Raw genomic sequence first — 14,335 nt, forward strand, 5'->3', positions numbered from 1 at the left:
GGCATTTTTGCAATGCCGCCGCCCGATCATAAGCCGGGAACCAGAAGAGATTATGGTTATGGCGTACCGAAAATGGTGGAGTTCGAGAACCGGAGCGGAATGTACTTATGGGTACATGAGCACCGGAAGCGCAGAACAACGCCATTTGCAGGCAGCCAGAGCCGAAATATCGATGGTTCTAAAATTTGGACAAGTCCTGATGCCTAGCCTTAATCTCACGAACAGTCTGTGAGCTTGAGCGCATGACGATTGTATGCGTCTGGATATAGTCACGAGCGAACTTGACGCCGGAAAGCATATTGCCATCGGTTACGCCGGTTGCTGCGAACAACACGTCGCCCTTTGCCATTTCTTCCATCGTATAAATCTTTTTAGGGTCCGAAATGCCCATCTTGGCCGCGCGCGCGATCTTCTCATCGGAATTGAGCTGAAGACGGCCCTGCATCTGGCCGCCAATGCAACGCAGTGCTGCAGCGGCCAGCACGCCCTCTGGCGCCCCGCCAATACCGATGTAAATGTCGATGCCGGTTTCATCCGGGTTGGTCGTGTGCATCACACCTGCAACGTCGCCATCGCCGATCAGCCGAATGGAAGCGCCGGTTGCCCGCACTTCTTCAATCAGACGCGCGTGGCGCGGGCGATCCATGATGCAGGCCGTAATTTCATGCGGCTTCACGCCCTTTGCCTTGGCAATAGCATGAATGTTGTCAGTCGGCGTTGCATCGAGATCGACGACGCCCCTAGGATAGCCCGGACCAACCGCAATCTTTTCCATGTAAACATCTGGCGCGTAGAGCAGATTGCCTTTTTCGGCAATGGCAATAACAGCCAGCGAATTTGGCAGGTTCTTGGCGCAGATCGTCGTGCCTTCCAGCGGATCGAGAGCGATATCAACGTCCGGCCCCTGTTTGGTGCCGACTTCTTCGCCGATATAAAGCATCGGCGCTTCATCGCGTTCGCCTTCACCGATCACGACCGTGCCAGCAATCGGAAGGCGATTCAGTTCCTGACGCATGGCATCAACGGCAGCCTGATCAGCAGCCATTTCATCGCCACGTCCACGAAGGCGTGCTGCAGCCACTGCCGCGCGTTCGGCCACACGAACGAGTTCCAGTGTGAGAATGCGATCCAGTCCGTGCGGTTGCTGTTCTGCAGTCTTGGCCATGTGAACAAAGTCCTGAATTCGAATTACGTTGATGCGTTCGTTTAACGCCAGTGTCGCTGCTTATAGCGACATTATGCAAATCTTTTGTCAAAGTCCCCGGTTCTCTGCAAGAGAAAGCGGTTCCTGCAACAGAAAGAACGGTAAAAATATTTTGCTCTCAAGCTCTTAATCGATTTAGCTCTACACGCTTGGTTTCATGTCCTGATCGGGCGTGAACCAACACACCCGATAAATGTTACCAGAAAGCGCGAAAGCAACCAGAAGAATTACCTATTGATCAACCTGCAATTGTTTCAAAGAAAACCTCCGGGCTATCCACTTCGAGCAGCTTTTTTCTGTCGATCACCCAGAAACGATTGCCCACATTGCGCACAAAACTGCGATCATGCGATACGATGAGGCTCGCAGTTTCATCGCTCAGCAATTCGGCTTCGAGCGCTTCCTGGCCATCAATGTCCAAATGGTTGGTTGGCTCATCGAGAATGTAGAAATTCGGCTTGGTCAGACGCAGAACCAGCATGGCAAGACGCGCCTTCTGCCCGCCCGAAAGCCGGGACAAAGGTTTGGCTTGCATTTCCAGTGTCATACCCGCTCCGGCCAGCAAAGATCGAGCACGTTGATCGCCAACATCGAAACGCTTCATGATCGTTTCAAACGGCGTCCAGTAACCATTCAGCTCGGACAAAGCCTGATCACTATAGCCCAGCACCAGCGACGGCGTCGCCTTGATGCCTGCAAGTGACCCTTCCGGATTTAGTATCGCTTCGCGAACCAGTGTCAGGAGCCGAGTCTTGCCTGTACCATTAGCACCAAGCACTACTATTCTATCGCCGGGATTGATCCAGAATTGACCGGTTTTATAAAGTGACCGGTTATCCGGCGTTGCAATCTCGGCCTGATCGATCACGATCAGTGCCTTGGCATGACTGCCGCGACCGTCGAGCTTAATCTTGCCCGCAGAGCGCTCGACATGCGCGGCTTTCGCACTTTCCTCTATCTTCTCAGCCCGCGCACGCAGTTGCTTGGTCTTTACCACCAGCAAGTCACTGCCGGAATTGATGCCTATATTATTGAGCTTGGCTGCTTGTCTGCGCAATTGCTGAACAGTCTTCATGTCCTTTTCAAACTGACGGGCATCGGCCGCATCAATCTCGTCAAGCGCCACACGCGCCTGACTATAAGGCAAAGCAAAGACAACCGACTTCTCCGCGCGCAGGAAAAGCGTGCGTTTCGTCACCACATCGAGAAAGGCACGGTCGTGACTGCAAACAATGACGGCTACTGAACGCGGGAGCGCATCAAGCCAGTTTTCCAGCAGATGCACTTTCTCAAGGTCGAGATGGTTGGTCGGCTCGTCCAGCAAAAGCACGTCAGGCTCGGAAACCCATGTGCGTGCCAGAAGCGCAAGCCGCTGCCAGCCGCCACTGAGCTGACGAATGGTAAGCTCACGCAATTCAGCAGGAACGTTGAGATCGTCGAGTACAATATCAGCGCGCCAGCTTTCATAGTCGCGCGCATCTTCGTCCAGTCCGCCGAGTACAACGTCATAGAAAGACAGATCCATCAGATCATCGGAGACATACTGGCTTACATAGCCAACCTTCAGTCCACGCGAGCGGGTTATAGCACCGCTGGTCGGCTCCCCCTCACCCACAATAAGGCGCAAAAGGCTGGTCTTTCCGCGACCATTGGCGGCAACGACTCCCAGCCGCTCACCTTCACCAAGGACGAAATCAAGGTTTGCGAACAGGGTTTCATGGAGCGTGAGTGAAAGATTCTGAACAGAGATAAGAGACATGGCAATAAGCCCAATTTGGCCCAAGCACTGATGAACAGCGTCCAAATAGCTTCGATCGAAGTGCTAGCAAATTTTCGGCTACAGCAATTCAAGCTGCGCCTTCAGAAAAAGGCAGAAAAAGACTTTGATTTCAGTCTTAATCGGCCCTGCACAATTTAATGCTGCAGGGCAAAATCAGGGCCATACTGACGATGACGATCATGACGTGTCACTTCCATCCTACAGCCCTCCTTTTCCGTGTTTGTCTCTAAATCGGACTATTCCGATGGGTGCTTTCTAGCAAAATCGTTGCCGCCCTTCAAGAGCGGCAACCTTGTCAGATTATATCAGCCTGCACGTTCGATGCGGATCATCTGTGGCTTGCTCACCAGATGATCGTCCTTGAAGATCGCTTCAAGCGCCTTCTTCACTGCAGCTTCAGTCGTCTCATGCGTGACGAGAATAACCGTCTTGATACCGTCACTCACGTCACTGTCCATCAGAGGACGCTGAACGATTGATTCAAGCGAAATGTCATTCTCGGCCATGCGCTTGGCAATTGCCGCAAATGCACCGATGCGATCATAGACTGTCAGGCGAATGAAATAGCCACCGGCATGTTTGCGCATTTTTGCACGCTTATAAGGCTGCAAGGCCTTCGCAGGCGTGCCGAAAACCGGACCATGCTGGAAGCCGGGGCGGCTCTTGGCAATATCTGCCAGATCACCGATGACAGCCGATGCAGTCGCGTTGCCACCAGCGCCCGGACCAGAAAGCAGCAGTTCGCCGAGAAGATCGGTCTCAATGGCAACCGCATTGGTCACGCCATGCACCTGAGCAATCACCGACGAAGTCGGAACCATGGTCGGATGCACACGCTGTTCGATGCCGGTATCGGTCTTCTGCGCAACACCGAGCAGCTTGATACGATAGCCAAGCTCATCGGCCGCACGAATATCGGCCAGAGAAATATTGCTGATGCCTTCGAGATAAATATCGTCGGCAGCAATCTGCGTGCCGAACGCTAGGCTTGTGAGCAGCGCAAGCTTGTGAGCCGTGTCATTACCTTCAATATCAAAAGTGGGATCAGCTTCAGCATAGCCAAGGCGCTGTGCATCCGCGAGGCAATCCTCGAACGAAATACCCTCTTCCCACATCCGGGTAAGGATGTAGTTACAGGTACCGTTCATGATACCGTAAACGCGCGAAACCGTATTGCCGGTCAGCGATTCACGCATCGCCTTGATGACGGGAATACCGCCAGCAACGGCTGCTTCAAAATTGAGAAGCACGCCCTTTTCTTCAGCGATCTTGGCCAATGCCACGCCATGTTTTGCGAGAAGCGCCTTGTTGGCGGTCACAACATGACGGCTTGCACGCAATGCAGCTTCTACGGATGCTTTGGCCGGACCTTCATCGCCGCCGATCAGTTCAACGAACACATCAATGTCGGCGCTTTTCGCCAATTCAATCGGATCGTCAAACCATTCAATTCCATCGAGATCAACGCCGCGATCCCGAGTTCGGTCGCGTGCGCTCACCGCTGTAATCGTAACTTGCTTACCGCACTGACGAGTGAGCATTTCGGCCTTGTCACGTAGAATACGCAACACCGAAGCACCAACGGTGCCCAGTCCGGCAACGCCGATCCGCAATGCATCACTCATTGTTCTGTCTTTCTGAACTGTTGAATTTGTACGTGGTGGGAAACAAGGGCCGATAACATGCGGCCCCTGCTTTGCTTGGTTAAAACCGCTTAACGGCGGCCTTCAAGCGGAATGACATTCTGCAGATTCTCGTCCTTGGCGGACAGGAAACGCTTGATGTTGCGTGCAGCCTGACGGATGCGATGCTCGTTCTCAACCAGTGCGATACGAACATACTCGTCGCCATGTTCGCCAAAGCCGACACCCGGAGCAACAGCCACATCGGCCATCTCAACCAGCAGCTTCGAGAATTCGAGCGAGCCCAGCGCGCGGAAGCGCTCTGGAATCGGAACCCATGCGAACATCGTTGCAGCTGGCGGAGGTACATCCCAGCCTGCCCGGCCAAAGCTATCCACCAACACATCACGACGCTGCTTATAGACATTACGCACATAGGCAATGTCAGAGCCGTCACCATTGAGTGCAGCGGTTGCCGCAACCTGAATAGGTGTGAACGCGCCATAATCGAGGTAAGACTTCACACGGGTAAGTGCCGCAATCAGGCGCTCATTGCCCACTGCAAAGCCCATACGCCAGCCCGGCATCGAGAATGTTTTCGACATCGACGTGAATTCGACCGCAACATCCATCGCACCCGGCACTTCAAGAACCGATGGTGGTGGATTGTTGTCGTCGAAATAGATTTCCGAATAAGCGAGATCCGACAGAATGATCAGGTCATTCTTTCGCGCGAAATCGACCACGTCCTTATAGAAATCCAACGTCGCGGTATAAGCTGTCGGGTTCGAAGGGAAGTTCAGGATCAGCGCGAGCGGCTTTGGAATGGAGTGCTTTACCGCACGATCCAGCGCACGAATGAATTCTTCATCCGGCTTTGCAGGGATCGAACGGATCACGCCGCCCGACATGATGAAGCCGAATGAGTGAATCGGATAAGTCGGGTCCGGGCAAAGCACGACATCACCCGGCGCCGTGATGGCCTGCGCCATATTGGCGAAGCCTTCCTTGGAACCTAGCGTCGCAACAACCTGTGTATCCGGATTGAGCTTCACTCCGAAACGGCGCGCATAATATTGTGCCTGTGCACGACGAAGGCCGGGAATACCCTTCGACGATGAATAGCGATGCGCACGTGGATCCTGAACAGCTTCGCAAAGCTTGTCGACGATATTTTTTGGCGTCGGCAGATCAGGATTACCCATTCCGAGATCTATGATGTCGGCGCCGGCCGCTCGCGCCGATGCCTTCAGGCGATTAACCTGTTCAAAGACATAAGGTGGCAAACGACGGACTTTATGAAATTCTTCCGACATGATCCTGTTCCAGAAGGGGGGTTGAATGAAACGGCGCGTATGCACCGGGTTAGGAGCTATACACCTGTTATCGAATCGGGTCGAGACTTGTTACAGTCCTGAAATGAAGCTTTTTTCCGTTGAAAAAGGCTACTCTGCTCCGGATTCGATCTGCTTGAGGGTGGCATCTGTTTCTTCCTGCGCCTGTTTGCGCAAGGCAGCAGCCTGAGCAGGCGTCATCGCTGCATTGGAAGAACGAGTGGCCGCAAGACGTGTGCGGTCAGAATCAAGCTTGGAAGTAAGTTGTGCTTTTTCTTCCGGGGTGATCTGAGTGGTCGCGGCCTTTGGCATGCGGCCAAAGGTTGGATAGGTATCCGAACGCTTGGCACCTTCCTGCGGCGTACCCTGAAATTCAGGACCACCGGCACAGCCCGCAAGAAACGCCACGGCCGTTGCTGCCAGCATAAGATTGGCAATCTGCCGCGTGCTCTTGGTCATGTTTCCGGTCCGATCTTGATGTTCTGAATGCGCCAGGAGGGTTACCTAGCTCAACACAGATAATATAATGTGAAAGGGATAGCACCAACTCGATGTGTCATGTCAACAAGCGAGTTGAAATTGGGACATTCCTCACCGTCTGAAACGGCGACCATCGTCAAGTATAAACAAAAATTACAATTAGTAACATTCTGTTATATCGCTGTAATATGCGTGTAGTTTATTCCCACATGAAACACATAGTGCTTTCAATAGTTGCGTTTGGCAGTTAAAAATCCTAAAAATTGGTTACAAATGATCAGTCAGTGATTTATACATTCACGCGTCAACGCGATTACAAATATGATGTATTCGTAATAAAGCGCTGAAACTCTTGGTTTATCTACCCCGGTCCAGACGACCGGTTTCTGTGAGTAAGCTCGCCATCGATTGATTGTCGCGGGTTTCACACGGGAGAACTACTCTCCCGAAATCAGCAGGACGCCGATTTTTTTTCGGATTATCAGGCTGGTGCAGGCCGAAAAGCTGAAACGTCGATCTGGAGCAGACATTGAAATTCGCAGAACCATCGCATCGGACAACCAGAAGACTACTTTCAGGTAGCGTAGCCCTCCTTGCGCTCGTTCTGTCATCCTGCACGTCTACTGGCAACGGCACGTCACCTTTACAAATGACGAACAGCGCCGATGGTTCCATGATTGCCGACACGCTTCAGAGTGCAGCCGATCAGACGGTCGCAGCCGAAGCGTCAGGCGAAGCCGGTAAGAGCGAAGCACAAAAGACCGTTGCAACGGCCAACACAGCGAAAACCACTGTCGCTGAAGCAAAGCCAGCCGATAAAGAACAAAAGCCGACAACAGTCGCAGCAACTGAAGCAGAATCAGCTCAAGACGGATCGATTCAGGTCGCAGCCCTCGCCCCGCAGACGAAGTCGACTTCCCTGTTTGGCATGTTTGGCAAGAAATCGAGCGAATCTCCAGCAGCTGCAACGCCCGAACCTACCCCTGAAGCGACAGAAGCTGCAAAGCCGGAACAGACAAAAGAGCAGGCTGCTGCCGCTGAGACCAAGCCTGCGGCAGAAGAAACCAAACAGGCTGAATCGCCTAAGCCCGCCGAATCAGAAAAACCGACGCAGGTCACCTCGCTCTTTGGCTCAGCCAAAAATGCCAACGCCTTTGCCTCGCCACAACGTCCTACTACCGCAGGTCAAGGTAGCATTGCGCGCCTCTTTAACGATGAAGCTGCAAGCGGTTCAGGCACCTCACAAAATAAGAAACTTGCTGTCGTAAGACCGGGCGCCAAATCAAAGCATGAATATAATTATTCGCTGCCTGGCGTGCGCCCCAATGGTGGGTTCGAAATCAAGCATCGCAAAAGCATCTATGACGACAGCGATATCGATGCCAACGAGTATGATGATTACGCTGGCGTCCAGTTGGCATCGGCTCCCGGCCTCGCACGCCTTACGCCAAACGGCCTTAAGGTGCAGCGCGAAACAGTGGATGTAGCCTGTCTCAAGCCACAACTTGTTAGCATGCTAAAAACCATGGAACGGCGCTTCCGTAAGCCTGTCATGGTTACATCGGGCTACCGTAGTCCATCTTACAATCGCAAGGTCAATGGCGCTCGCAAATCACTTCATATGATTTGTGCCGCAGCCGATATTCAGATCGATGGCGTTTCAAAGCACGAAATCGCCCGTTTCGCCCGCAATATGCCGGGACGTGGCGGCGTTGGCACCTATTGCCATACCACGTCAGTTCACGTGGATGTGGGGCCGGAACGTGATTGGAACTGGAGCTGCCGTAAATCATAAGGAAGAAAAGCCGGATATAAAATCCCGGCTTTTTTGTTGTTTTACAAAGGGTTGAGCACATCATCCACAATGCAGCAGTACGTAAATTCGACCTAATCTGAGTTTTTTTTAGAAAAGTTAGATTAAGGACTTGCGAGTCAGGTTCTTCCTGAATATAAGCCCACTCACACCAGCAACAGGCGCCCATCGTCTAGCGGTTAGGACAGCGCCCTTTCACGGCGCAGACAGGGGTTCGATTCCCCTTGGGCGTACCACTTGCTGGTTTTTCCTTTCCAGAAACATCGCTGACTGTATGTAAAGACGAGCCGCTCCACTGCCAGGCTTGCCGTCAGATTTTCGACATGCACACCTTTCAAGATCCTGACTATCTCCTTGTTTTCGCTGGAAACCTCGCCTGAACTGTGCAGATGAATTTTTATTGGATAATTTCTAAAAAAGGGCTTGCGCGTCAGAATTTTCCTGCCTATAAGCCGACCCACACCAGCAACAGGCGCCCATCGTCTAGCGGTTAGGACAGCGCCCTTTCACGGCGCAGACAGGGGTTCGATTCCCCTTGGGCGTACCACTTGCTGGTTTTTATTTTTCTCCCGAAAAATTGATATCTTCTTCAGTGACATCGCTTCGATTGCAATGTTACGCACTGTCCGTAAAACTTGAAAATGGACAGCAAGATTATGGCTAAAACGACAGCAATCGTACCAACCACACACGCCAGCCGCTATTTGCAACAACTATGCAAACATTGGGCGCATAAGTTCACTGTTGAGTTCACGCCCGAACATGGTCGAATCGACCTTGGCGAGAATCGCATCGTGTTGATGGATGCTAAACCGGATAATCTCGTTACAACGGTTGAAGCACCCGAAGAAAGCCTTTCACAGATGGAAGACGTCGTCGCAAGCCACATCGTGCGCTTTGCATTCCGTGAAGAGCTGGTTTTCAACTGGGTGAAGGAATAGGCGCTTTGGCGCCCCTTTATTCCTCCGATAAATTGCCCGCAAAATACCCCGAATAGCCATCTTCACATCACATTACAGGCTAAATCCCGCGCAAAATTCCCACCAACTCATGATTGATTTGGTGGTGATGAAGATGACCAGTGAAACGAGAACAACGCTCACCTTGCTCAGCGCGGGGCTCATCGCAGCAATGCTGGTCCTTGGAGCAGATATGAGCTGGGCAGACATGGCCAGGGTTCTGTTCTGATCCATCCGATCAACCTACTTGCAACAGAGCATTCATGAGCCTACATCGGCTCATGCTTTTCCCCACTCCCCTTGTTACCGGTCGCTTAGAACGGCGCTATAAAAGATTCCTCGCCGACGTTACGCTTGACGATGGAAGCTTTATTACCGCCTCGGTTCCCAATACCGGCTCCATGCTCGGCCTGACTGCTCCCGGCTCCCGCGTCTGGTTGAGTGTGTCGGATGCCCCTCATCGCAAATACCCGCATACGCTCCAGATTGTTGAAGCTGACAACACGCTTGTTGGCGTGAATACGGGTCTGCCCAACAAAATCGCGGAAGAAGCCATTCTATCGGGAATGATTCCGGATTTGAAAAATTATGGACTTCTCAAACGCGAACAGAAATATGGCCGAAATTCCCGTATTGATATTCTTCTCGATGAAGGTGATCGACCTCGTGCCTATGTGGAGGTGAAGAATGTTCACTTCATCCGCACGCCTACCCTTGCCGAGTTTCCCGATACCGTCACTGCGCGCGGTGCGAAACATCTCGATGAGCTCGTTGATATGGTATCCGCTGGCTATCGGGGCGTGATGGTGTTTATTATCCAGCGAAGCGATTGCAACAGATTCAGCATCTCAGGCGATCTCGACCCTGCTTATGCACGCGCATTTGATCGAGCAAGGGCCGCTGGGGTTGAGGCTTGTGCTATTCGATGCCAAATAACGGAAAACGGCATCGATGCTGAAACTGTAGTGCCGATAGAGTATTAGAGCGCGCACCGAAAAGTACGGAATGTTTTTCGGACTAAGATGCGTGTCAAAATAAACGATAGGGCGCTGATCTGATCCCATCAGATCAAAACACGCTCTGGAAAGACGGATTGAGATGGTGACTTATATCGAAGCGACAAGCGCACCGATGAAATACACGGGGCAGATCAGGCTTTATGGCCCGGACGCCTTTGAAGGTATGCGCAAGGTCTGCAACCTCACCGCCCGTTGCCTCGATGCACTCAATGATATTGTAAAGCCCGGTGTCACGACCAACGAGATTGATCGCTTCGTGTTTGAGTTTGGCATGGATAACGGCGCTTTCCCGGCAACGTTGAACTATCGCGGCTATACCAAATCAACCTGCACATCGATCAATCACGTGGTCTGCCACGGCATTCCTGACGACAAGCCATTACGCGAAGGCGATATCGTCAATATCGACGTCACCTATCTGCTCGATGGCTGGCATGGTGACTCAAGCCGCATGTATGCGGTTGGCGATATCAAGCGCGCTGCTGAGCGTCTGCTTGAGGTAACATACGAAAGCCTTCTGCGCGGCATTGCTGCAGTCAAACCAGGTGCTAAAACCGGTGCGATTGGCGCGGCTATCCAGACCTATGCGGAAGGTGAGCGTTGTTCCGTGGTTCGCGATTTCTGTGGCCATGGCGTCGGCCAGCTTTTCCACGATGCACCGAACATTCTGCATTACGGCACTGTCAATGAAGGCGTTGAGATCAAGGAAGGCATGATCTTCACGATCGAGCCAATGATCAACCTCGGTAAACCGGGCGTGAAGGTTTTGGCCGATGGCTGGACCGCAGTGACCCGCGACCGCTCGCTTACTGCCCAATATGAGCATACTGTCGGCGTCACCAAAGACGGCTGTGAAATCTTCACGCTGTCACCAAAGAATGTTTTCGGCCCGCCATCCATGCGGTAAAAAGTTTTCCATACTGTCTGTCTGTCTGTTTCTGCGGGGGTTTAAACAGAATGGCATCAAACGACAAAAAACCGGGAAGCATCGACATTCCCGGCTTCAATGAAGGCATACAAATGGCGGCTTCGCTGGAGAAGCCGCACCATTTGGGTCATCGTGACCGGTTGCGTCAGCGCTTCAAGAACGCTCCCGATGCACTCGCAGACTATGAACTGCTTGAACTTCTTCTTTTCCGGGTCATACCGCGTGCTGATACCAAGCCGCTTGCAAAGTCCTTGCTCACCCGCTTTGGCTCTCTCGCCGAAGTTCTTGGTGCGCCTGAAAAACTGATTGCCGAAACACCTGGTGTCGGCCCTTCCATTGCTATGGAACTTAAAATCGTCGAAGCGATTGCCAAACGGTCTGCCCGAAGCATGGTGATGGAACGTGAAGTGCTCGGCTCCTGGAGCCAGGTCGTGCAATATTGCACGACAGCGATGGCCTATGAGACGCGCGAACAATTCCGGGTGCTGTTTCTCGACAAAAAGAACCGCCTCATCGCAGACGAAGTGCAACAACAAGGGACAGTCGATCATACCCCGGTCTATCCGCGCGAAGTCGTGCGCCGCGCGCTCGAGCTTTCAGCCACAGCAATTATTGTCGTCCACAATCACCCATCGGGCGACCCCACACCATCACGCGCCGACATCGACATGACCAAGCTGCTGATTGATGCTGCGAAAGCGTTAAGCATTGCCGTGCATGACCACATCATCGTCGGCAAACACGGCCATATCAGCATGCGCGGGCTGAAACTGATTTAGAGCATTTCCAGCAAAAGTGCGAAGCGGTTTTGCGTTGGATAATGCGAAAAAACAAAGAGATAGAGCATTTCCAATGATTCAAAAAAACAGGAAATGCTCTAGAGCGCCGGGCGCCCTATTGGGCGCGCAAAGGTCGCTCTAGCACTTTAAAATTAGAGCATAATTTTACCTTAAACTGATCCAAGTTTAAGGAATTATGCTCTAGGCTCTGTGGATCGTTACCTTTCATTAAGCATATGAGCGAAAACGCGGGCCTGCCCCTGCGAATTAGCTCGAATTTTCTTAAATTTGGACACATTCACAAGCGACGAAGCAAACAGCATGAGGGCTAGCCAAATCGCCCCCTCAAAGAAGAGTTCAAGCATATTTCCCGCCAGCGTTTTTGACGGGAAAACTGGAGTAAAAAATGTTGAAGCGTTCATACATCGCCGCGGCGTTCGGTGCCGCAATTGTCGCCTTTGCTGGCCCATCCTTTGCGGCCGACATGATGGGCGGATCCGACTACACCTACAATGAACCTGTTGCGTCAGGCCCACACGACTGGTCCGGCAATTATGTTGGTGCTCAGATTGGCGCTTCTTCGTCCCGCGTTCCAGGCCCATTCACGAACCGCACTGGCTTCCTCGGTGGCGCAGTCGTCGGTAAGAACATGCAGAGCGGCAACGTCGTTTTCGGCGGCGAGCTGGAAGGCAATTTTGCAGAAGCCGAACACCGCATTGGTAACGGTGGCAGCCTTCAGCAGTCATGGAACGGCAATGCAAAAGGCAAAGTCGGCTACGCGTTCGACAAGACCCTCGTTTACGGCACAGCAGGTTACGGCGTAACCAAATTCAAAGCCAAGGATGCAACCACTTCGGCTCCCGGCTGGGAAGGCGGCGCATTGATTGGTGCAGGTGTCGAGCAGGCAATTTCCGGCCCGATCTCGATTAAGGCCGAATACGATTTCCAGCGCTTCAACGACGTGAAATCCAAGGTAAACGGCGTTACCCAGTACAATAACCTGAAGAATCATTCGATCAAAGCAGGCGTGAACTACCGCTTCTGATAGCTTTTAGGCGGAGTTCATTCCGTTTAAGCATCGGTATATGCTATTTTTGCATAAAAGGCTGCACTCCCCGTGCAGCCTTTTGTTTTTGCACCGTTTCCCAATCGAGAAATACCACCTTCGATAGCAGAGAGCTTGACTCCTTTAGCGGGCAACATCTTATATATCACGAGTTCGAGTGGGGCGCTCATCATCCGCAATTCTGAATGAATTCCGTTTGTGTTGACACCCTGTTGCGGGCGGGCTTTGAATTGGGCGGCGAGCTTACCCAGCCGTTCAGCTAGGAATGTAAAATGCAGCGCGTTTTTGACGGACACAATGATGTCCTTCTGCGTCTTTGGGAAAACCAGCGTAATGGCGGTGACCCGATCAAGGAATTCATCGACGGCACAAAGATTGGTCACATCGATCTGCCCCGGTCGCTAAAGGGCGGCCTGGCTGGCGGTATCTGTGCGATCTATATTCCGGCAGGCCACCATATCGAACTCGGCAAGGCCGATGAAAATGGCCACTATGAAACGCCGCTTTCACAGCCGCTGGAGCGCACTCCATCGCTGGACATTGCCCTTGAGTTTGCCTCGTTGGCGTTGCGCCTCGAAGAGGCGGGTGGTTGGAAGCTTTGCCGTAACGGTAAAGAGCTGGATGAAACGCTCAACAGCGACACATTTGCCGCCGTACTGCATATGGAAGGCTGCGAAGCCATCGACGCAGATCTTGCAGCCCTCGACGTATTCTATGCTGCCGGCCTTCGCTCGCTCGGCCCCGTCTGGAGCCGGAATAACATTTTTGCGCATGGCGTGCCATTTGCCTATCCAATGAGCCCTGATACCGGCCCCGGCCTTACTGAAGCAGGCAAGCGGCTCGTTACGGAATGCAATCGCAAAGGCATTCTGATCGATCTTGCGCACATCACGGAAAAAGGCTTCTGGGACGTGGCTAAACTGAGCGATCAGCCATTGATTGCCAGCCATTCAAACGTGCACGCCCTCACCCCTGTTGCGCGCAATCTGACCGACCGCCAGCTGGATGCAATCCGTGAGAGCAAAGGTCTTGCTGGCCTCAACTATGCGACCACCATGCTGCGCAGCGATGGCAAAGAAAACGCCAACACACCGCTTTCCGATATGGTTCGCCATGTTGATTACATGGTCGAGCGCATGGGCATCGACTGCGTAGCACTTGGCTCCGACTACGACGGCGCGACCATTCCGAATGAAATCGGTGATGCCGCCGGCACGCAGAATCTCGTCACTGCCCTGCGCGATGCAGGCTATAGTGAACAAGAACTCGCGAAACTCTGTCGCGAAAACTGGATAAGGGTCTTGAAGCAGGCGTGGCACGAAGCAGCCTGATCGCTCGATAACAAAATCCC

General features: G+C 52.6%; 14 protein-coding genes and 2 tRNA genes. 9 read left to right on the plus strand and 7 right to left on the minus strand.

What is annotated here, in order from left to right; translation table 11 throughout:
* Positions 1-178: 178 nt before the first annotated feature.
* The 5 genes from glpX to C9380_RS07510 form a co-directional block, all read right to left on the minus strand.
* On the minus strand, positions 179-1,165 hold the full coding sequence (gene glpX, locus C9380_RS07490; protein ID WP_024899043.1) for a class II fructose-bisphosphatase: 987 nt from the start codon (positions 1,163-1,165) through the stop codon (positions 179-181).
* 277 nt (positions 1,166-1,442) lie between these two features.
* Positions 1,443-2,963: an ABC-F family ATP-binding cassette domain-containing protein gene (locus tag C9380_RS07495; protein ID WP_128093302.1), complete on the minus strand. Its 1,521-nt coding sequence runs from the start codon at positions 2,961-2,963 to the stop codon at positions 1,443-1,445.
* Positions 2,964-3,289: 326 nt separating this feature from the next.
* Complete coding sequence (locus C9380_RS07500) at positions 3,290-4,609, minus strand: homoserine dehydrogenase (protein ID WP_111788151.1); 1,320 nt, start codon at positions 4,607-4,609, stop codon at positions 3,290-3,292.
* A gap of 89 nt (positions 4,610-4,698) precedes the next feature.
* Positions 4,699-5,922 carry an LL-diaminopimelate aminotransferase gene (locus C9380_RS07505; RefSeq protein WP_024899040.1) on the minus strand — a complete coding sequence of 408 codons (1,224 nt, stop codon included), beginning with the start codon at positions 5,920-5,922 and terminating at the stop codon, positions 4,699-4,701.
* A 129-nt stretch (positions 5,923-6,051) separates the two neighbouring features.
* Positions 6,052-6,399 (minus strand): hypothetical protein, encoded by a 348-nt coding sequence (locus C9380_RS07510; protein ID WP_024899039.1) that lies wholly within the window; start codon positions 6,397-6,399, stop codon positions 6,052-6,054.
* Positions 6,400-6,949: 550 nt separating this feature from the next.
* On the opposite strand from C9380_RS07510, the gene C9380_RS07515 reads away from it, so the two are divergent.
* The 4 genes from C9380_RS07515 (at position 6,950) to C9380_RS07530 (ending at position 9,174) form a co-directional block, all read left to right on the plus strand.
* Positions 6,950-8,215, plus strand: coding sequence for a D-Ala-D-Ala carboxypeptidase family metallohydrolase (locus tag C9380_RS07515; protein ID WP_128093303.1), 1,266 nt, complete (start codon positions 6,950-6,952; stop codon positions 8,213-8,215).
* 179 nt (positions 8,216-8,394) lie between these two features.
* Positions 8,395-8,469: transfer RNA gene (locus C9380_RS07520), tRNA-Glu, on the plus strand.
* A 236-nt stretch (positions 8,470-8,705) separates the two neighbouring features.
* A tRNA-Glu gene (locus C9380_RS07525) sits at positions 8,706-8,780 on the plus strand.
* Positions 8,781-8,889: 109 nt separating this feature from the next.
* Complete coding sequence (locus C9380_RS07530) at positions 8,890-9,174, plus strand: DUF2218 domain-containing protein (protein WP_024899037.1); 285 nt, start codon at positions 8,890-8,892, stop codon at positions 9,172-9,174.
* A 72-nt stretch (positions 9,175-9,246) separates the two neighbouring features.
* Here the strand turns inward: C9380_RS07530 and C9380_RS26775 are convergent, their stop codons facing one another.
* The gene (locus C9380_RS26775; protein ID WP_161662556.1) at positions 9,247-9,426 is read right to left on the minus strand and encodes a hypothetical protein; all 180 of its coding nucleotides are present in this window, start codon (positions 9,424-9,426) and stop codon (positions 9,247-9,249) included.
* Positions 9,427-9,473: 47 nt separating this feature from the next.
* Between C9380_RS26775 and sfsA the strand changes: the two genes are divergently transcribed.
* The 4 genes from sfsA to C9380_RS07550 all read left to right on the plus strand — a co-directional run bounded on the left by sfsA (position 9,474) and on the right by C9380_RS07550 (position 12,963).
* On the plus strand, positions 9,474-10,175 hold the full coding sequence (sfsA, locus tag C9380_RS07535) for a DNA/RNA nuclease SfsA (RefSeq protein WP_024899036.1): 702 nt from the start codon (positions 9,474-9,476) through the stop codon (positions 10,173-10,175).
* Between the two features lie 115 nt (positions 10,176-10,290).
* Entirely contained in the window at positions 10,291-11,118 is an 828-nt protein-coding gene (gene map, locus C9380_RS07540; RefSeq protein WP_024899035.1) for a type I methionyl aminopeptidase, read from the plus strand.
* 50 nt (positions 11,119-11,168) lie between these two features.
* Entirely contained in the window at positions 11,169-11,918 is a 750-nt protein-coding gene (gene radC / locus C9380_RS07545; RefSeq protein WP_094539795.1) for a RadC family protein, read from the plus strand.
* 406 nt (positions 11,919-12,324) lie between these two features.
* A complete protein-coding gene (locus C9380_RS07550) occupies positions 12,325-12,963 on the plus strand; it encodes an outer membrane protein (protein ID WP_024898952.1) in 639 nt (212 codons plus the stop codon).
* Between the two features lie 26 nt (positions 12,964-12,989).
* Here C9380_RS07550 and C9380_RS07555 read toward each other — a convergent pair whose 3' ends face one another.
* A complete protein-coding gene (locus tag C9380_RS07555) occupies positions 12,990-13,280 on the minus strand; it encodes a hypothetical protein (RefSeq protein WP_105642854.1) in 291 nt (96 codons plus the stop codon).
* On the opposite strand from C9380_RS07555, the gene C9380_RS07560 reads away from it, so the two are divergent.
* Complete coding sequence (locus C9380_RS07560) at positions 13,257-14,315, plus strand: dipeptidase (RefSeq protein ID WP_128093304.1); 1,059 nt, start codon at positions 13,257-13,259, stop codon at positions 14,313-14,315. The genes C9380_RS07555 and C9380_RS07560 overlap by 24 nt on opposite strands.
* The last annotated feature ends 20 nt before the right edge of the window (positions 14,316-14,335 follow it).

The sequence above is a fragment of the Brucella pituitosa genome (genome assembly GCF_003049685.1).
Lineage (GTDB): Bacteria > Pseudomonadota > Alphaproteobacteria > Rhizobiales > Rhizobiaceae > Brucella > Brucella pituitosa.